Consider the following 25111-nt stretch of genomic DNA (forward strand, 5'->3'; position numbering starts at 1 on the left):
TCGGATGCATCGAGTGGTGCGTGGCATCTAAGTGTCGTGCCGCTCGTGCTATGTCAATTCTTCGCGTTAACTCTGTGTAAATCAACCGGAACCGACGTGATCTACGCGACCTCTGACCTGCGCTCTTTCCGCCAGACCTCACAGCGAAAGCTCAGCGTCGATAAGCGCTTCTCTCATCGATGGCGACGACCATCGAGTTCATGCACACCATCGACTCGGCAGACGCATGCCCTCGTGCGGAGCGACGCGTAGCCGTAGGCGCCGGCATGGCCTCCACGCCCAACCGTCGGATCACCGTGCTGGCGGTCGGTGGCACGGGCGAGTCATACCAGGGAGATTCGCGCACAACGGTGACCGGAATGCTAGCCGCCGTCACCGCAGACCTCGACGAGCGTTTCGTTCCTCGATGGGTCGGGTACCCGGCCAGCTATGGGCCGGCGACAGGCAAAGGCGGCATCAGTTATGCCGACAGCGTCGCCCAGGGCGTCCGTTCGCTGCGCCGGGCAGTCGAGGACTCTGCGGGGCCGGTGATGATCGTCGGGTACTCGCAGGGGGCCGTCGTCGTTCGACACTGCGTGCACGAACTCGAACGTGACGGTGATTCGTCGGTCGATCGAATTCTGGGGCTCGGTTTCGTGGCGGATCCGCACCAGCCGCCCGGCGTGGTGTCGCGATGTGCGGGCTGGGGTGTCGCAGGTGAAGGGCCACCCCTGCCCGACCGGATTCCCGCGTGGTGGGTGGGCGCCCCGACCGACATGATCTGCAATGCCGAGCCGGATTCGTTGATCCGCGACATCGCCGACCTCACCGGCTCGCTCGAGTTCCATCGGCCCCTCAGATGGATTCACGACATGTTGGTCGTGGTGCGGGACAATGCGTTTCAGAATGCAGCGCGCACCTCGCTGCGCCCCGCACAGTGGAGTCGCGATGTGCATCGCCTGCGCGCGGCCGCGCGGGCGGTGCGCCGATACCTACCTGCACTCATCGTCTGGCACAGTCTCGTGATCACGAATCGTGACGGGGGCAGGCATACGGCGTATTGCAGTGAGCCGTATCGCCGTCTCGCGACGGCACCGGACACGACGGGCTGCCAGGAGTTGGCCCAGTGGTTACAGGTCGGCGCAACGTTCGCGCCGTTGCACGCCTCGAGTCGTGCGAACGCCGCCGCTGAGCGACACTGATCACAGGCCCACGACGGGTCGTCAGGCCAGAGACGAGCGAAAGACTGGGCGCGTGGATCATTTCGACATCGTTGTCATCGGCTCCGGACCGGCCGGACAGAAGGCTGCCATCGCAGCGGCGAAGTTGGGCAAGCGAGCGGCAATCGTGGAGCGCCGCAACATGGTTGGTGGTGTGTGTATCAACACCGGCACGATCCCCTCCAAGACGTTACGTGAGGCCGTCCTGTATCTGACCGGCCTCAACCAGCGGGAGATGTACGGCGAATCGTATCGACTGAAGTCGGATATAACGGTCACGGATCTCTCGGCACGGACCACGCATGTCGTGGGCAAGGAGATCGACGTCATCCAGAGCCAGCTCGCCCGCAACGGCGTGACCATGTTGCTCGGCAGCGCATATTTCATCAGCCCGAACGAGATCGCGATCGAGGATGCCACGGGCGATCTCAAACACGTCAGCGCCGACAAGTTCGTGATCGCTGTCGGCACGAGGCCTGCGCGCCCGCCTTCTGTCGACTTCGACGGCACGACCGTCGTCGACTCCGACCAGATCCTGGCCCTTGACCGGGTTCCGCGGTCGATGGTGGTGGTCGGCGCCGGCGTCATCGGCATCGAGTACGCCTCGATGTTCGCGGCGCTCGGCACAAAGGTGACCGTCATCGAGCAGCGTCCCACGATGCTCGACTTCTGTGATCGCGAGATCGTGGAGGCACTGCAGTACCAGCTGCGCGAACGGGGCGTGACGTTCCGGTTCGGCGAGCACGTGCAGACCGTCGAGACCCATCCTTCGGGAACGTTGACGATCCTGGCGTCGGGAAAGAAGATCCCCGCCGACACCGTGCTGTACTCCGCAGGCCGCCAAGGCGTATCCGACGAGCTGAGGGTCGAAGCGGCCGGTTTGACCGCGGACAAGCGGGGCAGGCTCACCGTGGACGCCGACTTCCGTACCGAGGTCGACCACATCTATGCGGTCGGCGACATCATCGGCTTCCCGGCGCTGGCGGCGACGTCGATGGAGCAGGGGAGGCGTGCGACCTACCATGCGTTCGACGAACCGGTCGGGGCGACCGACGACAACCTGCAACCCATCGGCATCTACGCGATTCCGGAGATCAGCTTCGTCGGCAGGACCGAAGACCAGTTGACCTCGGCCAATGTGCCGTTCGAGGTCGGTGTCGCGCGATACCGGGAACTGGCGAGGGGCGCGATCATGGGTGATTCGTACGGGCTGCTCAAGCTGCTGGTACACGCAGAGGAACGCACCCTGCTCGGCGTGCATGCGTTCGGTAGCAACGCCGCCGAGCTGGTTCACATCGGACAGACGGTGATGGGGCTGAGCGGGAAGATCGACTATCTCGTCGACGCCGTGTTCAACTACCCGACCCTGGCGGAGGGCTACAAGGTGGCGGCTCTCGATGCGTCGAACAAGATGCGCGCGATTGCCCGGGTGCGGGCCGAGGGCAACAGGATGGATCTCGACGTCGGGAGCGGAAGTCTTGTCTGAACCGCGGTGACGCGGCGCGTCGCCGCCCGAATTCAGAAGACGGGAGAGGTCCTGGGTCCGTATCGGACCCGGGACCTCTCCCGTATGTCTGTGAAATCAGACGTCAGACCGCGTGATCAGTTGCCGTCGTACTGGCCACCGACCGTGCCACGGACGACGATCGGAGTGCCCTGCGGAATGGTGTCGTAGACCCACTTGCCGTTCTCGGTGCTGATGTTGATGCAGCCGTGGCTCACGTTGCTGTTGCCCTGCTGCGCGACCGACCACGGTGCGGCGTGGATGAAGATGCCGTCGCTCGACATACGGGTGGCCCAGTAGACGTCGGTGCGGTAGCCCTCCGGCGAGTCGACCGGCACGCCGTAGGTGGACGAGTCCATCACGATGTGCTGGTACTTCTCACGGGTGTGGTAGACGCCGTTGGGCGTCGGGTGCGCGTTGGAACCCATCGAGATCGGCATCTTCTTGACGAATTTGCCGTCCTTCCACCAGTAGATGGTGTGGTCGCCGTCGGTCGCCAGCGCGACCCACCCGGTCGACGTCTTCACGTTCGGGATCGCCGGAACACCCGGTGTCTCTTCGGTGGTCGTCGGGGGAGGGGTGGTGGTCTTGGGGGCCGGCGCAGGAGTGGTCTGCTTCGGCGGGGTCGGCAGTCCCGGGATGTTGTCGGGGACCTCGACCGGCGGAAGGCCGGGCACGACGGTGACGGGCGTTGCCTGGGCAATGGCCGGCGCAGCGAGCGCAACGGCGATCATGCCGATCACTGCGGCGAGAAGTCCGCGGACGACGCCCTTACGGCGACGTTGGGACGAAGTTGTGTTCAGCACGGGTGTTCGCAAACCTTCGTTCTCGGGACAAATGGTGGACGCACCCCCTCATGCGCCGCGACCATCGTTACATAACCGTTGTCTTCGGTTCAAAGGAAAACGCAGGCGCTGGGGCGTTGCGGTCTCGCATCGGTGCTTCGATACCGCAAAAGGGGAGGTAGTCGGAGGGCCCATAGAATATGTGACACCCATCACACTTTGTGAAATCGACGCACAGAAGGTCTCGAAAGGGCTGCGGCACCGTGGTTTACGCGGGCTGTCCCTGGGTTCTCGAGCGTTCGGTTCGTAGGTGCACGGCGGGCTCTGCGCATGCCTCGTTGCGGCAGACGAGCATGGCGTCGACCCGTGGGGTGCCGCTGTCGGAGGTGGTGACGTCGCGGCGAAAGAATAGGGGTGCTCCGCAGCTGGAGCACCTTCGCGGGGTCTTGGAGTAGCTGGAGGACATGGATTCAGGCTACACCGGTAGTGTGTTCTGGATCACACAAAAGATCGGGAGGTGCTGGACGGCCGCACACGAGAAGAGGCCAGAGGGAATCCCTCTGGCCTCTTCTCAGAGCGGGTGACGGGAATCGAACCCGCGTAGCTAGTTTGGAAGACTAGGGCTCTACCATTGAGCTACACCCGCGTGCTGTCGCTCAGCGGCAGCGCATGTGACTGTACCCAATCACTGCGCCGTATCGAAATCGGCCCCGCGCGAGTCAGGCCCGCATGACCGATGCGCCGGTCGTATCCAGCACGGTGTCGTCCCCAGAGATTGCTCTCCCGAGGACCGGATTCGGCTACTCCACGGAGGCCACGTACTATCTTCTGTTGGCCCTGCTCGTCAGGGAACCGACAGCTCCGAACCCGGGGTCGTCGGGGCCGCGGTGACACGTAATCGGGGCCACCGGGATGTGGCGCAGCTTGGTAGCGCATCCGCTTTGGGAGCGGAGGGTCGCAGGTTCAAATCCTGTCATCCCGACCGATCAGGACAAGGCCGACCGATCAGGACAGGCCGACCGGTCCGCAAACCGCGGGGCCGTACCCGTGACGACAGCGTACGAGACGTACATATAAGGAGCATTCAGGCGTGAAGAGCACTGTCGAGCAACTCAGCCCGACCCGAGTGAAGCTCAATGTCGAGGTGCCGTTCGAGGAACTCTCGGGCGACTTCGACCGGGCATACCGCTCGCTGGCACAGCAGATCCGTATCCCCGGCTTCCGGCCCGGGAAGGCGCCGGCCAAGCTGATCGAGGCTCGGGTCGGTCGCGACTCGATCCTCGCCCAGGTGGTCAACGACGCGCTGCCGGGCAAGTACTCGGAAGCCGTTGCCGAGACCGAGACCAAGGCGATCGGTCAGCCGGAGATCGACCTGTCCGAGCTCAAGTACGGCGAGAGCATCAGCTTCACCGCGGAGGTCGACGTCCGACCGGAGATCGAGCTTCCCGACTACTCGACGCTGGCCGTCGAGGTCGACGCCGTCGCCGAGGACGAGGACGCAGTCAATGAGCAGCTCGAGGGCCTGCGCGGGCGGTTCGGCACCCTCAAGGGGGTCGATCGCGCAGTCGAGAACGGCGATCACGTCTCGATTGATCTCTCGGCGACCGTCGACGGCGAGAACGTCGAGGATGCGTCGACCGAAGGGCTGTCGCACGAGGTCGGCTCGGGGCAGCTCATCGAGGGGCTCGACGAGGCTCTCGTCGGTCTGAAGGCGGGCGAGTCGACGACCTTCACCACCAAACTCGTCGCGGGTGAGCACGCCGGGGCGGACGCCGAGGTCACCGTCAAGGTGAACTCGGTCAAGGAGCGCGAGCTGCCCGAACTCGACGACGAGTTCGCCCAGATGGCCTCCGAGTTCGACACCGTCGACGAGCTCCGCGAGTCGATCGTCGAGCGTGTGGAGCAGTCGAAGCGCTTCGACCAGGCCAACGCCATTCGTGATGCCGTGCTCGACAAACTTCTCGACACCGTCGAGATCCCGTTGCCCGAGAACGTCGTGCAGGCCGAGGTCGACGGTCAGCTCGAGCAGGTGCTGCACAGCATCGGCCACGACGACGCGGTCTTCGAGCAGTTGCTCGAGGCGCAGGGCACCACGCGCGAAGAGTTCGAGAAGAATGCTCGCGAGTCGGCCGAGAAGTCGGTGCGCACGCAGCTGCTCCTCGACGCCATTGCCGAACAGCAGGACACCGAGGTCAGCCAGGATGAGCTGACCCAGCAGATTCTCTTCCAGGCACAGCGCTACGGTATGGCCCCGCAGGAATTCATCCAGCAGCTGACCCAGGCGAACCAGGTCGGCGCCGTGTACGCCGACGTGCGCCGCGGCAAGGCTCTGGCCGGGATCGTCGACGAGGTGACCGTCACCGACTCCGACGGCAACACCGTCGACACCGCCGAGTTCTTCGGTGGGGGCGACGCCGAAGCCGACGCGTCGGCAACTGACGAGTCGGATGCCGAGGAGAAGAGCAGCGACGCCTGAGCTTTCTCGACGAGAGAAGTGACAGCCGGATCCTGGGCCATGCCCGGGGCCGGCTGTTCTGCTCTCAGCGAATAGGGGTGTCATCGGCGGTGTCGGGTCGCGCCGATTGACTACTGTCGGTGAGGACGATCCGAAGAACTCGAGATCACCAAGCACACGGGTCCCGGTGTCGCCGGGGCGCGGATGACAGACCACAAACGACAGACAAGGTGGGAACCGTGAGCAAGCCGACCATTTACACACCCTCGATGAGTTCAGGAGTCGCCGGGCTTAACCTGAGCGATTCGGTGTTCGAGCGGCTGCTGCGCGAGCGGATCATCTTCCTGGGCACGCAGGTCGACGACGACATCGCGAATAAGTTGTGCGCGCAGATCCTGCTGCTCTCGGCCGAGGATCCGACGCGCGACATCCACATGTACATCAACTCGCCCGGCGGTTCCGTTACCGCGGGCATGGCGATCTTCGACACGATGGAACTCGCCGAGTGCGACATCGCGACGTACGCAATGGGTCTCGCGGCGTCGATGGGGCAGTTCCTGCTCACCGCGGGTGCCAAGGGCAAGCGTTACGCCCTGCCGCACGCGCGCATCATGATGCATCAGCCGTCGGCGGGTATCGGTGGTACGGCAGCGGATATCGCGATCCAGGCCGAGCAGTTCGCAACCATCAAGAAGCAGATGAACGAGCTCAATGCCGAACACACCGGCCAGACCGTGGAGCAGATCGAGATCGACGCCGATCGCGACAAGTGGTTCACCGCCGACGCGGCCAAGGAGTACGGCCTTGTCGACCACGTGATCTCGCGAACCAGGAACGCGTCGTAGATCGACCGTTTCGCTGAAGCGATCACCCACCGTCGAGTTCACCCGTCACCTCACACTTTCACGGAGCAGACCATGACCAACATGTACGACTCGCTGTCGGCCGACGTCGCCGCAGGTATTCCCGCTGCGGCGCTCGCGCTGAAGAACATCGAAATGCGTTACATCCTCCCGCAATTCATCGAGCACACTCCTAATGGCCAGCGGCAGTACGACCCGTACGCGAAGCTGTTCGAGGAGCGCATCGTCTTCGTCGGGACCCCGATCGATCAGACGGTTGCCAACGACGTGATGGCGCAGCTGCTCGTGCTCGAGTCCCAGGACCCTGACCGCGACATCACGATGTACATCAATTCGCCGGGCGGAAGCGTGCCGGACATGCTCGCCATCTACGACACGATGCAGTACGTCCACTGCGACATCGTGACCGTCTGCCTCGGTGAGGCGGCGTCGGCTGCTGCGATCCTGCTCGCGGGCGGCAGCCCCGGTAAGCGCGCTGCACTGCCCAACGCAACCATCTTGATCCACCAGCCGCGCACCGGTGGCGCCTTCCAGGGCCAGGTGTCCGATCTCGAGATCCAGGCTGCGGAGATCGAGCGCATCCGCAACAGGCTCGACGAGATCCTTGCCGGACACACCGGGCAGAGCAAGGAGAAGATCCGCAAGGACACCGATCGCGACAACATTCTGACGGCCGATCAGGCCAAGGAATACGGGATCGTGGACGAGGTGTTCGAGTACCGGAAGAAGTCGCTCAAGAAGTAGCGACACACCCGCGAGGTTCCCCGGGGCGGTGCGGGACAAGGGGCATGCTGAGTGCCGCACCGCTCGGGCGAGCAGGTGGTCGGAGGCGTCGAAACTCGTTGACGACATTTGCTCTTATCGGTCGAAGTTATGTCCACGCGCGGGTACCGTCGTGATATCGGGCGATCCTGCGTGAAGCGATGGTCCGCGTCCGACTGCCTCTGCAACGGGTTCTTCGAGACGACACGGCGATACGGCAGCACGGCAAGCAAGGGAAGTAGGTACAGCGCGCGATGGCACGAATCGGAGACGGCGGCGATCTGCTGAAGTGCTCGTTCTGTGGAAAGAGTCAGAAGCAGGTCAAGAAGCTCATTGCCGGGCCCGGCGTGTACATCTGTGACGAGTGCATCGACCTCTGCAACGAGATCATCGAAGAAGAGTTGGCCGAGAACGGCGATGTGAAGCTCGATGAGCTGCCCAAGCCGGCGGAGATCCGCGACTTCCTCGAGAACTACGTCATCGGTCAGGACACGGCCAAGCGCACGCTCGCGGTCGCCGTGTACAACCACTACAAGCGTATCCAGGCGGGGGAGAAGAAGGATGCCCGCAGCGGCGAGGTCGTCGAGCTCGCCAAATCGAACATCCTCATGCTCGGCCCCACCGGCTGCGGTAAGACCTACCTCGCGCAGACACTGGCCAAGATGCTCAACGTGCCGTTCGCGATTGCTGACGCGACCGCGCTGACCGAGGCCGGCTACGTGGGTGAAGATGTCGAGAACATTCTCCTCAAGCTCATCCAGGCTGCCGACTATGACGTCAAGCGGGCAGAGACCGGGATCATCTACATCGACGAGGTCGACAAGATTGCCCGCAAGAGCGAGAACCCGTCGATCACACGCGATGTGTCGGGCGAGGGTGTGCAGCAGGCCCTGTTGAAGATTCTCGAGGGTACGCAGGCCTCCGTTCCGCCGCAGGGTGGGCGCAAGCACCCCCACCAGGAATTCATTCAGATCGACACGACCAACGTGCTGTTCATCGTGGCAGGTGCGTTCGCGGGTCTCGAGAAGATCATCTCGGAGCGCATCGGCAAGCGCGGCATCGGTTTCGGCAACGAGGTGGCCAGCCGTGAGGATGTGGACACCACCGATCACTTCGCTGACGTGATGCCCGAGGACCTCATCAAGTTCGGTCTGATCCCCGAGTTCATCGGCCGTCTGCCGATGATTGCGTCGGTGACCAACCTCGACAAGGAATCGCTCGTGTCGATCCTGTCGGAACCGAAGAACGCGCTGGTCAAGCAGTACACCAAGCTTTTCGACATGGACGACGTGGAACTCGAGTTCACTCAGGACGCCCTGGAAGCGGTGGCCGACCAGGCGATCCATCGTGGCACCGGTGCCCGCGGACTTCGCGCGATCATGGAAGAAGTGTTGCTGCCGGTCATGTACGACATCCCCAGCCGGGACGACGTCGAAAAGGTCGTCGTGACCGCGGAGACCGTCAACGACAATGTCTTGCCGACCATCGTGCCGCGGTCGAGTAGCTCCGAGGAGCGTCGGGACAAGAGCGCCTGACATATCTGGTCTTCGACACGCGGGTCATCGTCTCCGGACGGTGACCCGCGTTTCGTCGTCTTGCAGACGTCGACGGCGCAGCTGGTACAGACTGAGCAGATGACACGCAGCGAAGAGACAACCGCGGGCATTGTGTTGGCGGGCGGCCGCTCACGCAGGATGGGCAGCGACAAGGCGGCACTGGACTGGAATGGCGAGCCGATGCTGGCGGGTCTGGTGCGAACCATCTCGCAGCGCTGCGAGCCGGTGTTCGTCGTCGCAACCGAAGACTCTGCTGCCTACCGGCTGTTACATGGAACCGGTGGGCCGGATGCCACGTGGGTCACCGATGAGGAACCGGGAGCAGGGCCACTCGCCGGCCTCGCCGTCGGACTGGCGGCGGCACGCGATGCAGGCTGTGAGCTCGCCTTCGTCTCGGCCACCGATATGCCTCTCATCGAGCCGGAACTCATCGACGAGTTGCAGGCGGCGGTCACCGACACCGCGGGGGCCGTCGTCGCGCACGACGCAGAACGTGATCATCCGATGGCTGCGATCTACCGCACCGACGCCGCGGACGCCATCGCTGAACTCGTCGCAGCAGGGGAGCGTCGGATGACCGCTGCACTCGAAGCACTCGCAACCTATCGCGTCACCGTCTCCGACCCGCTGTGGCTGACCAACGTCAACTCGCCCGAGGACGTGCACCGTGTCCGTATCTCGGCCGACGCCGCGCGCGCCGAGGCGATCGGTTGAGCGGCTGCCCGGAGAGGGTGCGAGTGCCGTCGGAGCGGTTCCCTAAGATTGAAGGGTGACCGACTCGACGCCTGCGCTGCCGAAGTCCTGGGACCCTGCCGACCACGAGTCGAAGCTCTACCAGGGCTGGGTTGACGCCGGATACTTCACCCCGGATGCCACCAGCGACAAGCCCGCCTATTCCATCGTCATTCCGCCGCCCAATGTCAACGGATCGTTGCACATGGGGCACGCCTACGAGCACGTCCTGATGGACGCGCTGACCCGGCGCGCGCGGATGCAGGGCTTCGAGACGCTGTGGCTGCCCGGTATGGACCACGCCGCCATCGCGATGCAGACGATGGTCGAGCGCAAGCTCGCCGCCGAGGGGCTGACGCGCGACGATCTCGGCCGTGACGCGTTCATCGAACGTGTTTGGCAGGAGAAGGCCGAGATCAGCGGCAATATCGGCGAGCAGATGCGTCGACTGGGCGACGGCGTCGACTGGACCCGCGAGCGTTTCACCATGGACGAGGGGCTCTCGCGCGCGGTCCAGACGGTCTTCAAGAGGATGTACGACGACGGGCTGATCTACCAGGCGGAGCGTCTGGTCAACTGGTCACCTGTGCTGAAGACAGCGGTCAGCGACATCGAGGTCAGCTATGCCGATGTCGAGGGCGAACTCGTCAGCTTCCGGTACGGATCGCTCGACGATTCGGAGCCGCACATCGTCGTGGCGACCACGCGAATGGAGACGATGCTCGGCGATACGGCGATAGCCGTCCATCCCGACGACGAGCGATATGCGGCTCTCGTCGGAACCGAGCTCGACCATCCGTTCGTTGATCGAAAGATCCCGGTCATCGCCGACGACTATGTCGATCCGGAGTTCGGTACCGGCGCCGTCAAGATCACCCCGGCACACGACCCGAACGACTTCGCCGTCGGGACGCGCCATGGCTTGCCGATGCCGACGATCATGGATGAGGAAGCGCGCATCGCCGGCACCGGGACCGAGTTCGACGGCATGGACCGCTTTGAGGCGAGGGTCAAGATCCGCGAAGCGCTTGCCGCGCAGGGACGGATCGTGAAAGAGGTCCGGCCGTACCTGCACAGCGTCGGGCACTCGGAGCGGACGGGTGAGCCGATCGAGCCCCGACTGTCCATGCAGTGGTGGGTCAAGGTGCAATCACTGGCCAAGGCCGCCGGTGACGCTGTGCGCGACGGATCAACGGTCATCCATCCGACGTCGATGGAGCCGCGGTGGTTCGCATGGGTTGACGACATGCACGACTGGACGATCTCGCGTCAGCTGTGGTGGGGGCACCGGATTCCGATCTGGTACGGCCCCAACGGCGAGGTGGTGTGTGTCGGACCCGACGAGAAGGCTCCCGAAGGGTATGTCCAGGAGACCGACGTTCTGGATACGTGGTTCTCGTCCGGTCTGTGGCCGTTCTCGACGCTCGGCTGGCCTGACGACACTCCCGATTTCGAGAAGTTCTATCCCACATCGGTTCTCGTCACCGGATACGACATCCTGTTCTTCTGGGTGGCGCGCATGATGATGTTCGGCACGTACGTCGGCAAGCAACTCGACGCCGACAAGAAGGTGCCGTTCCACAACCTCTTCCTGCATGGTCTGGTGCGCGACGAGCACGGGAAGAAGATGTCGAAGTCGCGCGGGAACGGCATCGATCCGCTCGACTGGGTCGACCGCTTCGGTGCCGACGCGCTGCGTTTCACGCTCGCTCGAGGTGCCAACCCGGGTTCGGACATCTCCGTCGGCGAGGATCACGCACAATCGTCACGCAACTTCGCGACGAAGCTGTACAACGCCACGAAGTTCGCGCTGATGAACGGTGCACAGGTGCCTGCCGACGGTGAACTCTCCGACGCCGCTGCGCTCACCGTCGCCGACCGTTGGATTCTCGGACGGCTCGACGAGGTGCTCACCGACGTCGACAGCGGCTTCGACTCGTACGAGTTCTCGAAAGCCTGCGAGGCGCTGTACCACTTCGCGTGGGACGAGGTCTGCGACTGGTACCTCGAACTCGCCAAAGTGCAGTTCGCCGAAGGGGATCCGCAGCGCTCGCAGACGACCGCGCTGGTGCTCGGCGCGGTTCTCGATCCCCTGTTGCGCGCGTTGTCACCGGTCATGCCGTTCGTCACCGAGGTCTTGTGGAAAGCGCTGACCGGCGGCGAGTCTGTGGTGATCGCACCATGGCCGACACGTTCGGGCCGTCCGACCGATGGCGCCGCTGCCACCGAGATCGATGATCTGCAACGGTTGATCACAGAGGTCCGACGGTTCCGCAGCGACCAGGGACTCCGTCCCGGGCAGCGGGTCGCGGCAGAGATCGACGGTCTCGACGTTGCGGGCCTCGCAGAGACGCGTCCCTACCTCGACTCACTCGCACGTCTGGATCCCGCGGGCGATGATTTCGGCGCGACCGCGACCATCGACGTGCGCCTGTCATCGGCGACGGTGACGGTCCGCATCGATACGTCGGGGACCGTCGACATCGAAGCCGAACGTAAGCGCGCGGCCAAAGATCTCGCCGCCGCGGAAAAGGAACTCTCGCAGACGACCGGCAAACTCGGTAACGAGCAGTTCCTCGCGAAGGCTCCCGACCACGTCGTCGCCAAGATCCGGCAGCGGCAGCAGGTGGCGACCGAGGAAGTCGAGCGGCTCACGGCGAAACTGGCATCGCTGGGCGGGTCATGAGTCCGCGCGACGGCCGTTCAGACCGGTCGGACGACGACTATGTTCCCGACTCTCCAGACGGTGACGACGACCCGATCTTCACCTCTGCCGATTTCGCGGGGTACGAGGACGGCGACGTCGAACCCGACCCGATGAATCTGGGGTCGCTCCTCGGCGACGACATCGATGACACACCGATCATCGTCGTCGACAGCCCGTCGGATCTGGCCGAGCTCGCCGATCTGGAGAACGAACTCGACACACGGTGGCCCGAAACGCGGATCGAGCCGTCACTCACGCGGATCGCAGCGTTGATGGATCTTCTCGGCTCACCGCAGCACGCCTATCCGGCCATCCACATCGCCGGTACCAACGGCAAGACGTCTGTCACGCGGATGATCGACGCATTGATGGTCGCGTTGCATCGCCGATCCGGCCGTTACACGAGTCCGCACCTGCAGCGGGTCACCGAACGCATCGCAATCGACGGTCGGCCCATCCCGGCGCGCGACTTCATCGACACCTACCGCGACATCGAGCCGTACATCACCATGGTCGACGATTCGTCGACCGCGGCCGACGGTCCGCGAATGAGTAAGTTCGAGGTCCTCACCGCCATCGCGTTCGCCTACTTCGCCGAGGCACCTGTCGACGTCGCCGTGGTCGAGACGGGGATGGGCGGGCGTTGGGACGCAACCAACGTCGTCGACGCGACAGTCGCCGTCGTCACCCCGATCGCGATGGATCACGCCGACTACCTCGGCGATTCGCTCGCAGCGATCGCAGGGGAGAAGGCCGGGATCATCAAGCCGGCCAAGGACGATCTGGTGGTGACCGATCCCGTGACGGTGATTGCGCCGCAGGAGCCCGAGGTGATGGACGTTCTGTTACGGGAGGCCGTCGCACAGGACACCGTCGTCGCACGGCAGAACTCGGAGTTCGCCGTGCTCGACTCGATCACCGCGGTCGGTGGCCAGATGCTGCGGCTGCAGGGACTCGGTGGCGTGTACGACGAGGTCTTCCTGCCACTGCACGGCGAGCACCAGGCGCAGAATGCCTCGATTGCGCTTGCTGCCGTTGAAGCGTTCTTCGGTGCCGGCCCCGATAGACAGCTCGACATCGACGCCGTCCGTGCCGGTTTCGCCGCGGTCAGCAGTCCGGGAAAGCTCGAACGGGTGCGCAGCGCACCGACGGTGTTCGTCGACGCCGCGCACAACCCGCACGGGGCGCACGCATTGGCACACGCACTCACGGACGAGTTCGACTTCCGCCGTCTCGTCGGTGTGGTCGGAATGCTCGGCGACAAGGACGCCGAGGGATTCCTCACCCAGCTCGAGCCGGTGCTCGACGCGGTGGTCATCACCAACAACGGATCACCGCGGGCAGTGGAGGCCGAGGCTCTCGCCGAGACCGCACGTGAGGTGTTCGGCGAGGAACGGGTCCACGTGGAGCCCTTCCTGCCCGACGCCGTCGAGATGGCGATCGGACTCGCAGAGGAATCCGACGGCGAGCCGGTCTCCGGAGCGGGCGTGGTGATCACAGGGTCGGTCGTGACCGCAGGTGCGGGACGTACCCTGTTCGGGAAGGACCCGTCATGAGCGAATCCGCAAGTGAGGCACCGAAGTTCACTCCACCGACAAACGATCCGTGGAAGGGTCTGCGCGGTGTCATGGCGGGCACGATGGTGCTCGAGATCATCGTGATGATCCTGACCTTCCCGATCGTGGCGCGGGTGGGAAACGGCCTGACGTGGGTTTCCGGAACGTACCTGGGTGTGGTGACGGTGCTCATGGTGCTCGCCGTCGGTATGCAGAAGCGACCACAGGCACTGAACATCGATCTGGCACTGCAGGTGCTTGTCATCATCGGTGGTGTCTTCCACTGGTCCATCGCGGTGATCGGTGTGATCTTCGGTTGCGTGTGGCTCTACATCCGCTACATCAAGGGTGACGTCCAGAAACGGATCGACCGCGGACTGCTCTACGGGCAGGAGCCCATCGAGGGGTGAGGTCGTCGCCGCAATTGTCCGATTAGCGCGCGGCGCAACGGATTTCGCTACTGTGGCCTCCCGGGGCGACGTTCGTCGTCCGAGTTGAGGGGGCCGCCGACGTGAGTGATCTGTCCTACCCGCAAGCCGTCGTGCTCGGATTGCTGCAGGGTGTCACCGAACTGTTCCCGGTATCGAGTCTCGGCCATTCGATCCTCGTGCCTGCGTGGCTCGGCGGCGACTGGGCTTCGCTGGTCACCGAGTCGAAGAGCTCCGGTCACACTCCCTTCCTGGCATTCGTCGTCGCGCTGCACGTGGCGACCGCGCTCGCCTTGATACTTTTCTACTGGCGTGACTGGGTGCGTATCGTCACCGGACTCATCCGGTCCATTCGGCGTCGCAGCGTCATCGACGACAACGACGGTCGGCTGGCGTGGCTTCTCATCGCGGGAACGATTCCGGTTGGCGTCGTGGGTCTCGTTGCCGAGAAACCGCTGCGCGTCTTGTTCGCCACCCCACTCGCGGCGGCGATCCTGTTGTTCCTCAACGGTCTGGTGCTGCTCACCACGGAACTGCTGCGCAGGCGGCGCCGTCGAATCGGGAGGCATGCCGTGGCACGGCAGGCCCCTGCCCGGCCGGTGACCTCGTTGTCGTTTCGCGAGGGCACGGCGATCGGGTCGGCGCAGATTCTCGCGCTGTTCCCGGGGATCTCACGGTCGGGAACGACGATCTCTGCCGGTCTGCTGCGTGGTCTCGATCACGAGGATGCCGCGCACTTCGCCTTCCTGCTCGCCACGCCGGTCATACTCGCCGCCGGTGTGCTCAAGATCCCAGAGTTGTTCGGGCCAGACGGCCAGGGCATCGGGGGACAGGTACTCGTCGGTTCGGCGTGTGCGTTTGTCGCGGCGTTCGCCGCGGTAGCGTTTCTGGCGAAGTACTTCCACACCAGAACGCTCTACCCGTTTGTGGTCTACTGCCTCGTGGCGGGCGCGATCAGCGTCGTGCACTTCGCCTGAGCGGCGTCGACGACGATGCCCGCGACGAAGCGGACCGAAATGTGATGTATGCATCTTTGCATTCCCGGTGTGCTCTGTGACAATGGCGCACGCACCCGGGGGCTGCATCTGCGATTCGACGGTCCCCGCGCGCTCGTTATGACGTCTTGCGTCCTGGGTGGCGACGAGAGGTCCCGTACGACGTCGGATACGTCGTCTATCCGAGAGGAGCCGCGTGACCTTTCGCGCCCCGACCACTTTTTTCCTCCGCCCTGCAGCACAGGCGTCGCGGCATGGCCGTCTCGCTTTGGCGACAGCAGCCTCCCTGGCGCTGGTGTCTCTGGGTGTGATCGGCGCGCCGGAGGCCTCGGCTGCTCCCCAATCGACTGCACCCCTGTCGGGGGCGCCCCAGTCGGCGGAACCTCGGTCGGCGGCACCTCAGTCCACGCCACCGTCTGTTGACCGCGGCACCGCAAACCCCGACATCCCGCTTCCGACGCCGGGACCTCCGATGCCTGTGCCCGGTGAGGCTTACGGCTACCTGGCGACGCACGATCTGACCAAGCGTATGGACGCGATGAATCTGCCGCAGGCGGTCGCGGCACTTCCGGTACCCGACTCGTATCGACCCGCGAACCTGGCCTTCGCCGGGCAGTTCGACCGTGCGGTCACCGCGGCCCTCGCTGAACCGGGCGGATGCGTCCAGGTGATCATCAATTCGCACACCACAGCGGGAAATCTGTTCGATTACGGGTTCTTCCCGATCGAGCCCAAGTACTGCCCCTGAGCACCTGGGGCTGGAATCGCCAGGTCGGAGTGGTGTGGCGGCGTCGGGTCGCTACAGTGTGCTCGTGACTGAACGGACACTGGTACTCATCAAGCCCGACGGCGTCTCTCGCGCACTCGTCGGCGACATCCTCGCCCGCATCGAGCGCAAGGGTCTCACCTTCGCCGCTCTCGAACTCAAGAATGTCAGCGACGACCTCGCGGCCAAGCATTACGCGGAGCACGAGGGGAAGCCCTTCTATCCGTCGCTGGTCGAGTTCATCACGGGGGGTCCGCTGGTCGCGGCCGTGCTGGAGGGACCGCGCGCGGTCGCTGCGTTCCGGCAGATCGCCGGCGGCACCGACCCTGTGGAAAAGGCCGTGCCGGGCACGATCCGCGGCGATTTCGCGCTGAGCACGCAGTACAACCTTGTCCACGGGTCGGATTCACCGGAATCGGCGGAGCGTGAGATCGCTCTGTGGTTCCCCGACCTGACCGACTGAGCACATCCCGCGAGATCACGCGCGCGTCGACGGAAGTCAAGCCGTCGACGCGCGCTTTCTTGCATAGTTTGCGGGATAGGTCGCCCCGTGTGGGATACTTGCTTGGTTATCGCGAACACACTCTGCTCGTGATGACGACGATGGCGTTCGGCGCCGGACAAGGCAGTGGAGATCGTTGCAGTTGGCAGCGGTTCGCACTACTCGCGTTCGACAGATCGCTTTCCCCATCGACGTCGAGGTAGAGACTCGACGGGCGGTTCACACCGCCGCGCATGGCGTGGAAGGCATGACGGGCCTCATCACCCAGCAAGAGCGCAGCCTGCGGACTCCGGACAACGGAACACCAGGAGCGCGGAGACCATATAACACCGGTCCGGAAGGATCGGGACACACGAGAGACCCTCGCGTGGCCGCCGACAATGTCGCGCCCGGGGGTTCAAGGAGACATCAGTGACCGACAACGGGTCGCCGATCGACGCGAACGCTGCGTCAGGCTCGGCGGAGGATTTTCCCAGCAAGCTTCGGGTGCACGCGTTGGCGCGCACACTCGGCCTCACGAGTAGGCAGGTGCTGGCACACCTCACAGAACTGGGTTGGCCGAGCAGAAGTGCTCAATCGAGCGTCGAACGCAGCATGGCGCAGGCCGTTGCCGACCGCGTGCGCAACCACCTCGAGGCAGACGAAGCCGCGGAGGCTGCCGCCTCCACGCCCGAGCAGGTGTCCGAGGAGTCCGCGACCACCGAGTCATCCGAGGCGCCCGGGCCCGGCGACACCAGTAGCCAGACGTCCGAGAGTGTCGCTCCTCAGGGTGAGCCGACCGCTGGCGTGGCTACCGCGGATTCTGTATCCGAGACGGTGGACGCCGAGTCCGCAGCCGAGTCCGCGACGGCTGATTCTGTACCCAAGGCCCTAGACGCCGAATCCGCAGTCGAGTCCACGACTGCGGACTCCGTAACCGACTCGGATGCGCCTGCCTCGACCGACGAGGCGAGTGCGCCGGAAGCCCACACGCTCTTCTCCGCGATCGAGACGGAGAACCCGCATGTGCCGGCTCCGGCCGACGAGTTCGCCACCGGCCCGCTGTTCCTTCCTCCCGCGCCGGTTGCGGCATCCGAGGCCCCCAGCGGCCGGCACCGCAAGAGCAGCGACGATGACGCCGTCGAAGCGGCCGCCTCAGAGGGCACAAAGCGCGAACCGCGTAGCGACGTCGATGCCCGATCCGATGCGCAGGAATCGACGTCGAGTCCGGCTGCGGACGCAGCGGACTCGGACGAGACCGAGACCTCCGGAGACGAGGGCAGCCGTAACCGTCGTCGTCGGCGGGGTCGTCGGGGCCGCGGACGCGGCCGCGGTGATCAGAACGATCGGGACCAGAATGACGACACCGACATCTCCGAGTCCACCGAGCCCGAGCACTCGGAGTCGGACTCTGATCACGGAGACACCGACCAGGCTGACGCGAACCGGTCGGAGACCGACGCGACCGAGACGGACTCGGGCGATCGGCCGGCGGGAAAGAAGCGCAAGAAGTCCGGCAAGGGCAAGCCCGCCGAGGGCAAGGAGCCAGAAGGTCGGCACGCAGACGCTGATGAGAAGACCGACGACGACTCCGACAAGGCCGAGGCCGGTTCGGACGATTCTGACGACTCCGAGTCCGGGGAGGGATCGTCGACGAAGCGCCGCAGGCGCCGCCGCCGTCGCAAGGGCGGCAGCGGTGACTCCGACGACGCGTCGCCCGATGATCCGCCGAACACCGTGGTCCACGAACGCGAACCGCGCAGCAAGCGAGCACGCGACGAGGTTCAGGGCATCTCGGGTTCAACACGACTCGAGGCCAAGCGTCAGCGACGCCGCGACGGACGAGACGCTGGCCGCCGTCGGCCGCCGATCCTGAGTGAATCGGAGTTTCTCGCGCGACGCGAGGCCGTCGACCGCGTGATGGTGGTGCGCGAGCGCAGTGCCAACGTGCGACTTGCGCAGTCCGACGAGCACGATCACGTCACGCCTGTCGAGGACTACACGCAGGTCGCCGTCCTCGAAGACGGTGTGCTCGTCGAGCACTTCGTCACCACGGAGACGTCGTCGTCGATGGTCGGGAACATCTACATCGGGCGCGTTCAGAACGTGCTGCCCGGTATGGAGGCCGCCTTCGTCGACATCGGTCGCGGTCGTAACGGCGTGCTCTACGCGGGCGAGGTCAATTGGGATGCCGCGGGACTCGATGGCGGGTCCCGCAAGATCGAGCAGGCTCTCAAGCCGGGCGATCCGGTGCTCGTTCAGGTCAGCAAGGACCCGGTCGGACACAAGGGCGCTCGCCTGACCACACAGATCTCGTTGGCCGGGCGCTACCTGGTCTATGTGCCGGGCGGAACGTCGACCGGTATCAGCCGCAAGCTTCCCGATGTCGAGCGCAAGCGCCTCAAGCAGATCCTCGCCAAGCTGGTACCCGACGACGCAGGGGTCATCATCCGCACGGCGTCCGAGGGCGTGAGCGCCGAAGACCTCGCCGCCGACATCGAGCGACTCGAGAAGCAGTGGAAGTCGATCGACGAGGCATTCGGCAAGGCCAACAAGGGATCCGTCTCGCCGCGCCCCCTCTACGAGGAGCCCGACCTGCTGGTCCGCGTGGTGCGCGACCTGTTCAACGAAGACTTCAAGAAGCTCGTCGTCGAAGGCGACAAGGCATGGAACCTCGTCGAGGGTTACGTCAGTTCGGTTGCACCGGATCTGATGGATCGGGTGGAGCGCTTCGAGCGCCCGCGTGCCGATGCACCGGATTCGTTTGTCGTGCACCGCATCGACGAGCAGTTGGCCAAGGCCCTCGACCGGAAGGTGTGGTTGCCCTCGGGCGGCACGCTGATCATCGAGCACACCGAGGCGATGACCGTCGTCGACGTCAACACGGGTAAGTTCACCGGCTCGGGTGGCAACCTCGAGGAAACGGTGACGCGCAACAACCTCGAGGCTGCCGAGGAGATCGTGCGGCAGATGCGACTGCGGGACATCGGCGGCATGATCATCGTCGACTTCATCGACATGGTGCTCGAGTCCAACCGTGACCTGGTGCTGCGTCGGCTGACCGAGGCGCTCTCGCGCGATCGCACACGCCACCAGGTCTCCGAGGTCACGTCGCTCGGGCTGGTTCAGATGACGCGCAAGCGACTCGGCACGGGTCTGCTCGAGGCGTTCTCGACGACCTGCACGACGTGCGGTGGCCGGGGGATCATCGTGCATTCGAGTCCTGTCGAGGTGACCTCGGACGACGGCGGAAGATCGGAGAATTCCGGCTCGAAGCGGTCTCGCCGCAGCAAGAAGAAGACCGAGCAGGTCGAGCAGAAACCTGCCCACAACCCTGCCGAGCATCCGATGTTCCGCGCGATGGCTGCGCACACCCATGACGAGGACAGCGAGGTCGTCGACGTCGAGACGGTCGTCGACGAGGCCGTGACCTCCTCAACCGATGCGACGGGCGCACAGTCGACGGACGGGAGCGCACAGTCGGCGGACAAGAGCGCACAGTCGACGGACGAGAGCGCACAGTCGACGGACGGGAGCGCACAGTCGGCGAAACGTCGACGCCGTGCGGTGCGTCGGGCCGCATCGCCGACAGGGGTGGCCGAGCCGGTGGTACTCAGCGACGAGACCCCCGCGAGCGAGCCGCTGACGACGTTCGGACCGGTGTCGTCGGCGCCGACAACCGTCGCGGTGCGGCGTCGACCGCGCAGGCGCACCGCCGGGCGGCCCGCTGGACCTCCGGTGGAGGACTGAGTAGCACGTCAGCAGCCATGACATGATAGGGCGAGTTTGACCCAGCGGTCGGGCGTCCCGTAATCTTGATTGGTCGCCTTCCGCGGAGGGTTCGAGCTGTGCCGGTCATGCTGTGAGCACTGCTGACGAGACCCGCGGACAGGCCCTCTGGTGTGATCCGTGAGCATCCCGGGCAGCAATGCCCGATGCCGTGCGGCCCGCACCGGGACGCACACACCCACAACGCTCGTGCGCGACGAACGCGCCGCGAGCCCGATGATGAGTAAGAGGACAGCTTCGATGGCAACGTACGCGATCGTCAAGACCGGCGGTAAGCAGTACAAGGTCGCTGAGGGCGACATTGTGAAGGTCGAGAAGATCGACAGCGAGCCCGGCAGCAGCGTGAGCCTGCCCGTGGCGCTTGTCGTCGACGGCTCGACCCTGACCACCGACGCGGACAAGCTCGCGAAGATCTCGGTCACCGGTGAGGTGGTCGAGCACGTCAAGGGCCCGAAGATCCGCATCCACAAGTTCAAGAACAAGACCGGCTACCACAAGCGCCAGGGCCACCGTCAGAAGCTGACGGTCCTCAAGGTCACCGGTATCAAGTAAATCCCGGGGCCACGGCCCTGATCCCCACCCAGACATCCAGGTAGCCAGGAGGACGAGAAAATGGCACACAAGAAGGGCGCGTCCAGCTCGCGCAACGGTCGCGATTCCAACGCCCAGCGCCTCGGTGTGAAGCGCTTCGGCGGTCAGCAGGTCAGCGCGGGTGAGATCCTGGTCCGCCAGCGCGGCACCAAGTTCCACCCGGGCGTCAACGTCGGTCGCGGTGGCGACGACACCCTGTTCGCTCTCGAGTCGGGCGCGGTGCAGTTCGGCACCAAGCGCGGCCGCAAGACCGTGAACATCGTTCCGGAGACCGTGCAGGCCTGACCGAGCGGTTTTCGAGCACACAGCTCTCATCACAGGGCGGGCCAGGGGCATATGCACCCGGCCCGCCCTGTTGTTTCAAAGGGTGAACAACACATCAGGTTCGACGAGGCGACCGCAGCAGGTGCGGAGATCATCGAACGAGAAAGGACGTCATGTCGCGGTTCGTCGACCGGGTGACCATTCACGTCGCCGCGGGCAATGGTGGCCACGGCTGTTCGTCGGTGCATCGGGAGAAGTTCAAGCCGCTCGGCGGCCCTGACGGGGGCAACGGCGGCAATGGCGGCTCCGTGCGCCTCGTCGTCGATCCTCAGGTACACACGCTGCTCGACTTCCACTTCCGGCCGCACGCGAAGGCGGGCAACGGGACGCCGGGCATGGGAGACCACCGCAATGGCGCCAACGGTGACGACCTGATCCTCCATGTACCAGATGGCACCGTCGTGCTCGATGAGAACGGCGCCATCCTGGCCGACCTGGTCGGGGAGGGGACGACGTTCGACGCCGCCTCGGGTGGGCGCGGCGGACTCGGCAATGCTGCGCTGGCGTCCAAGGCACGCAAGGCTCCCGGCTTCGCACTCCTCGGCGAGGAGGGGCAGCACCGTGATCTCGTTCTCGAGCTGAAGTCGGTTGCCGACGTCGGACTCGTGGGGTTCCCGTCCGCGGGCAAGTCGTCGTTGGTGTCGGTGCTCTCGGCCGCCAAGCCCAAGATCGCCGACTACCCGTTCACCACACTGCAACCCAATCTGGGCGTCGTGCAGACGGCCGGAGGGGTATTCACCATCGCCGACGTGCCCGGGCTGATTCCGGGTGCGTCGAGCGGTCGCGGGCTGGGGTTGGAGTTTCTTCGTCACCTCGAACGCTGCGCGGTGCTCGCGCATGTCGTCGACCTCGCGACACTGGAACCGGGGCGCGATCCCGTGTCCGACATCGACGCGCTCGAAGCCGAACTCGCCGCGTACGAGCCCGCGCTCCACTCCGACCACGGACTCGACGACCTCGCCGAGCGTCCGCGCGTGGTGATCTTGAACAAGACCGACGTGCCCGAGGCCAACGAGCTCGCCGATCTGGTCGAACCCGAACTCGCAGAACGCGGTTGGCCTGTGTTCCGGATCTCGGCGGTCGCGCACCAGGGCCTCAAGGAGCTGACCGACGCACTCGCCACGATGGTCGACGAATATCGCGAATCCCATCCGAAACCTGCGGCCCGTCGACCAGTCATCCGGCCGAAGCCTGTGGACGACAGTGGTTTCACGGTGGTCGCCGACCCCGCGACGCCGGGCGGGTTCATCGTGCGCGGTACGCGACCCGAGCGGTGGATCGCGCAGACCCAGTTCGACAACGACGAAGCGGTCGGCTACCTCGCCGACCGTCTCAACCGCCTCGGCGTCGAGGACGAACTCGTCCGGCTCGGAGCCGAACCCGGGGCGCCGGTCACCATCGGCGACGTCAGCTTCGACTGGGAGCCGACGACACCGATGGGCGACGACGTCCCGATCACGGGGCGCGGCACCGACATTCGGCTCGACCGCTCCGAACGCGTCGGTGCCGCCGAGCGCAAGGAGGCGCGTCGTCTGCGCCGCGGGTTGCAGGATGAGCCCGACGGTGAGTGACGTCCGGGAGTCGATCGCGGCAGCTCGGAGCATCGTCGTCAAGATCGGGTCCTCGGCGATCACTGACCTCGACAGCGGCCTCGATCGTGAACGACTCGATCGGCTCACTGATGCGCTCGAGGCGCGGATGCGGGCCGGTTCGGACGTCATCGTGGTGTCGTCGGGAGCGATCGGTGCGGGTATCGCGCCCCTCGGACTCAAGAAACGGCCGACGGACCTCGCCACCAAGCAGGCGGCAGCGAGTGTCGGGCAGCTGGCTCTCGCGCACGCATGGGGTACGTCGTTTCACCGCTACGGCCGCACGGTCGGGCAGGTGTTGCTGACCGCCGACGACATCTCCAACCGGGCTCACCACGCCAATGCGCAGCGCACGCTCAACCGGCTACGCGCGCTGCACGCCGTCGCCGTGGTCAACGAGAACGACACGGTGGCCACCAACGAGATCCGCTTCGGCGACAACGACCGTCTCGCCGCGCTGGTCGCGCATCTGGCAGGCGCGGATGCGCTCATGCTGCTCTCCGACGTCGACGGCCTCTACGACGGTGATCCGCGCAAGGTCGGCCCCGACGGCCAACGTGCGCGCTTCATCCACGAGGTGAACGGCCCGGAGGATCTCGATGGTGTGATCGCCGGCTCGGGCGGGGCACTGGGAACCGGCGGCATGGCGTCCAAGCTGGCTGCAGCCCGCCTCTCGGCCGACGCAGGGGTGCCGGTTCTGCTGGCCGCCGCGGCCGAGGCCGACCGCGCGCTCGGAGACGGGTCGGTCGGCACCGTGTTCGCCGCACGTCCGGAACGCCTGTCCGCCAGACGCTTCTGGGTCAGACACGCTGCCGACGCGCGTGGGCAGATCGTGCTCGACGACGGCGCTGTCGCGGCGGTCGCACGGCGCCGACGCTCGCTTCTCGGCGCGGGTGTCGTCGGGGTGCGCGGACGCTTCTACGACGGCGATGTGGTGGAACTCGTCGACACCGAGGGCAATCTACGTGCGCGGGGGGTCAGCAGTTACGACTCCGACGACGTCGCCCGCATGGTGGGCCGCTCGACATCGGAACTTCCGAACGAATTGCACCGCCCCGTCATTCACGCCGACGATCTGGTCGCCGTCTGAGCGCGGGGAGCACCTCGCCGCAGTAGTGGTCGATCTTGAGGTCGGCGATGTCGTCGGCGCGGGTCGTGCCGCGGTTGATCACCACGAGCGGTTTTCCCGAGCGATGCGCGTGCCGTGCGAACCGCAGACCGGACATCACAGTCAGCGACGAGCCGACGACGATCATCGCGTCGGCGTCGTCGACTGCCGAGAATGCTTGCTGCACCGTGTCTTTCGACGCGTTCTCGCCGAAGTAGACGATATCGGGCTTGAGGGTCCCGCCGCACGCAGCGCAGTCGGCGACGATGAAGCCGCCCGTGTCGTCGAGTGTTGCGTCGGCATCGGGGGCCACCTCGATCGCTCCGCGACTGGCCATGCGTTCGGCGAATCCCGGATTCAACGCCTCCAGCGCGTCGGCGAGGCGGCGTCGTGACATGGTTTGTCCGCAGTCCAGACACCGGACACGTCCATAACAACCGTGCAACTCGATCACCCCGCGTGTGCCCGCCTTGGTGTGCAACATGTCGACGTTCTGGGTGATCACCGTGGTGACGCGTCCGTCGCGCTGTAGATCGGTCAGTGCGTGATGGGAGGCGTTGGGACGTGCGGCGTCCATGTGGCGCCAGCCGAGGTGATTACGCGCCCAGTAGTGGCGCCGGAACTCCGGTGAGGACAGGAACATCTCGAGCGTCATGGGTGTGCGGACCGGTGCACCGGGACTGCGATAGTCGGGGATACCGGAGTCGGTGGAGATACCTGCTCCGGTGAGTACGACACACCGGCGACCGTCGAGGAGATGCCGCATCTGCTCGATACGGGAATCGAGGTCGTCGTCGATCAGGGTCGGTTCGGCCGGCGTCCAGCCGATCTGTAACCGCGTGCGCACTCTGTCCAGAATAGACCGCTGATACGACTCGTCCGCGGCCTCGAGAATACGAGGCCGCGGACGAGTCGATGTCG

At 65.2% G+C, this 25111-nt stretch carries 20 protein-coding genes and 2 tRNA genes; 19 read left to right on the plus strand and 3 right to left on the minus strand.

Features of this window, described 5'->3' with window-relative positions; translation table 11 throughout:
- Window positions 1–266 precede the first annotated feature (266 nt).
- Together GOACH_RS15380 and sthA are read left to right on the plus strand one after the other, a co-directional pair.
- A complete protein-coding gene (locus GOACH_RS15380; RefSeq protein ID WP_005176548.1) occupies window positions 267–1181 on the plus strand; it encodes a PE-PPE domain-containing protein in 915 nt (304 codons plus the stop codon).
- A 52-nt stretch (window positions 1182–1233) separates the two neighbouring features.
- Window positions 1234–2685 carry a Si-specific NAD(P)(+) transhydrogenase gene (sthA, locus tag GOACH_RS15385; RefSeq protein WP_005176550.1) on the plus strand — a complete coding sequence of 484 codons (1452 nt, stop codon included), beginning with the start codon at window positions 1234–1236 and terminating at the stop codon, window positions 2683–2685.
- A gap of 116 nt (window positions 2686–2801) precedes the next feature.
- On the opposite strand, the gene GOACH_RS15390 is transcribed toward sthA, so the two are convergent.
- The gene (locus GOACH_RS15390; protein WP_040518907.1) at window positions 2802–3509 is read right to left on the minus strand and encodes a L,D-transpeptidase; all 708 of its coding nucleotides are present in this window, start codon (window positions 3507–3509) and stop codon (window positions 2802–2804) included.
- 554 nt (window positions 3510–4063) lie between these two features.
- Window positions 4064–4134, minus strand: a tRNA-Gly gene (locus GOACH_RS15395).
- A gap of 262 nt (window positions 4135–4396) precedes the next feature.
- On the opposite strand from GOACH_RS15395, the gene GOACH_RS15400 reads away from it, so the two are divergent.
- The 17 genes from GOACH_RS15400 to proB all read left to right on the plus strand — a co-directional run bounded on the left by GOACH_RS15400 (window position 4397) and on the right by proB (window position 24172).
- Window positions 4397–4470: transfer RNA gene (locus GOACH_RS15400), tRNA-Pro, on the plus strand.
- A gap of 108 nt (window positions 4471–4578) precedes the next feature.
- A complete protein-coding gene (gene tig / locus GOACH_RS15405) occupies window positions 4579–5964 on the plus strand; it encodes a trigger factor (protein WP_005176555.1) in 1386 nt (461 codons plus the stop codon).
- Window positions 5965–6182: 218 nt separating this feature from the next.
- A complete protein-coding gene (locus GOACH_RS15410; protein ID WP_005176556.1) occupies window positions 6183–6788 on the plus strand; it encodes an ATP-dependent Clp protease proteolytic subunit in 606 nt (201 codons plus the stop codon).
- Window positions 6789–6860: 72 nt separating this feature from the next.
- The gene (locus tag GOACH_RS15415) at window positions 6861–7550 is read left to right on the plus strand and encodes an ATP-dependent Clp protease proteolytic subunit (RefSeq protein ID WP_005176557.1); all 690 of its coding nucleotides are present in this window, start codon (window positions 6861–6863) and stop codon (window positions 7548–7550) included.
- Window positions 7551–7822: 272 nt separating this feature from the next.
- Window positions 7823–9103, plus strand: coding sequence for an ATP-dependent Clp protease ATP-binding subunit ClpX (clpX, locus tag GOACH_RS15420; protein WP_005176564.1), 1281 nt, complete (start codon window positions 7823–7825; stop codon window positions 9101–9103).
- Window positions 9104–9202: 99 nt separating this feature from the next.
- Entirely contained in the window at window positions 9203–9838 is a 636-nt protein-coding gene (locus GOACH_RS15425; protein ID WP_005176568.1) for a molybdenum cofactor guanylyltransferase, read from the plus strand.
- Between the two features lie 55 nt (window positions 9839–9893).
- On the plus strand, window positions 9894–12542 hold the full coding sequence (locus GOACH_RS15430; RefSeq protein WP_005176571.1) for a valine--tRNA ligase: 2649 nt from the start codon (window positions 9894–9896) through the stop codon (window positions 12540–12542).
- Window positions 12539–14119, plus strand: coding sequence for a bifunctional tetrahydrofolate synthase/dihydrofolate synthase (folC, locus tag GOACH_RS15435; RefSeq protein WP_005176573.1), 1581 nt, complete (start codon window positions 12539–12541; stop codon window positions 14117–14119). The genes GOACH_RS15430 and folC overlap by 4 nt, the downstream gene beginning before the upstream one ends.
- A complete protein-coding gene (locus tag GOACH_RS15440) occupies window positions 14116–14529 on the plus strand; it encodes a DUF4233 domain-containing protein (protein WP_005176575.1) in 414 nt (137 codons plus the stop codon). Before folC ends, GOACH_RS15440 begins: the two co-directional genes overlap by 4 nt.
- A 101-nt stretch (window positions 14530–14630) precedes the next feature.
- Window positions 14631–15524, plus strand: a complete 894-nt coding sequence (locus GOACH_RS15445) for an undecaprenyl-diphosphate phosphatase (protein ID WP_005176577.1) — start codon at window positions 14631–14633, stop codon at window positions 15522–15524.
- Between the two features lie 214 nt (window positions 15525–15738).
- Window positions 15739–16290 (plus strand): hypothetical protein, encoded by a 552-nt coding sequence (locus GOACH_RS15450; protein WP_005176579.1) that lies wholly within the window; start codon window positions 15739–15741, stop codon window positions 16288–16290.
- A gap of 64 nt (window positions 16291–16354) precedes the next feature.
- On the plus strand, window positions 16355–16771 hold the full coding sequence (ndk, locus tag GOACH_RS15455; protein WP_040518936.1) for a nucleoside-diphosphate kinase: 417 nt from the start codon (window positions 16355–16357) through the stop codon (window positions 16769–16771).
- A gap of 450 nt (window positions 16772–17221) precedes the next feature.
- Window positions 17222–20539 (plus strand): translation initiation factor IF-2 N-terminal domain-containing protein, encoded by a 3318-nt coding sequence (locus GOACH_RS15460; RefSeq protein WP_005176583.1) that lies wholly within the window; start codon window positions 17222–17224, stop codon window positions 20537–20539.
- 279 nt (window positions 20540–20818) lie between these two features.
- Window positions 20819–21130, plus strand: coding sequence for a 50S ribosomal protein L21 (rplU, locus tag GOACH_RS15465; RefSeq protein ID WP_005176586.1), 312 nt, complete (start codon window positions 20819–20821; stop codon window positions 21128–21130).
- Between the two features lie 60 nt (window positions 21131–21190).
- Entirely contained in the window at window positions 21191–21454 is a 264-nt protein-coding gene (rpmA, locus tag GOACH_RS15470; protein ID WP_005176589.1) for a 50S ribosomal protein L27, read from the plus strand.
- Window positions 21455–21606: 152 nt separating this feature from the next.
- Window positions 21607–23064 (plus strand): GTPase ObgE, encoded by a 1458-nt coding sequence (obgE, locus tag GOACH_RS15475; RefSeq protein ID WP_005176591.1) that lies wholly within the window; start codon window positions 21607–21609, stop codon window positions 23062–23064.
- Entirely contained in the window at window positions 23057–24172 is a 1116-nt protein-coding gene (proB, locus tag GOACH_RS15480; RefSeq protein ID WP_040518937.1) for a glutamate 5-kinase, read from the plus strand. Before obgE ends, proB begins: the two co-directional genes overlap by 8 nt.
- Here proB and GOACH_RS15485 read toward each other — a convergent pair.
- Entirely contained in the window at window positions 24141–25037 is an 897-nt protein-coding gene (locus GOACH_RS15485; RefSeq protein WP_005176596.1) for an NAD-dependent protein deacetylase, read from the minus strand. The two genes, proB and GOACH_RS15485, sit on opposite strands and share 32 nt — an antisense overlap.
- Between the last annotated feature and the right edge of the window lie 74 nt (window positions 25038–25111).

This window comes from Gordonia aichiensis NBRC 108223, assembly GCF_000332975.1.
In the GTDB taxonomy this organism is placed as follows: domain Bacteria; phylum Actinomycetota; class Actinomycetes; order Mycobacteriales; family Mycobacteriaceae; genus Gordonia; species Gordonia aichiensis.

Coding starts and splice junctions, on each gene's coding strand:
- folC (WP_005176573.1), top strand. CDS start 12,539: ATGAGTCCGCGCGACGGCCGTTCAGACCGGTCGGACGACGACTATGTT.
- obgE (WP_005176591.1), top strand. CDS start 21,607: ATGTCGCGGTTCGTCGACCGGGTGACCATTCACGTCGCCGCGGGCAAT.
- clpX (WP_005176564.1), top strand. CDS start 7,823: ATGGCACGAATCGGAGACGGCGGCGATCTGCTGAAGTGCTCGTTCTGT.
- rplU (WP_005176586.1), top strand. CDS start 20,819: ATGGCAACGTACGCGATCGTCAAGACCGGCGGTAAGCAGTACAAGGTC.
- GOACH_RS15415 (WP_005176557.1), top strand. CDS start 6,861: ATGACCAACATGTACGACTCGCTGTCGGCCGACGTCGCCGCAGGTATT.
- rpmA (WP_005176589.1), top strand. CDS start 21,191: ATGGCACACAAGAAGGGCGCGTCCAGCTCGCGCAACGGTCGCGATTCC.
- GOACH_RS15440 (WP_005176575.1), top strand. CDS start 14,116: ATGAGCGAATCCGCAAGTGAGGCACCGAAGTTCACTCCACCGACAAAC.
- GOACH_RS15380 (WP_005176548.1), top strand. CDS start 267: ATGGCCTCCACGCCCAACCGTCGGATCACCGTGCTGGCGGTCGGTGGC.
- GOACH_RS15425 (WP_005176568.1), top strand. CDS start 9,203: ATGACACGCAGCGAAGAGACAACCGCGGGCATTGTGTTGGCGGGCGGC.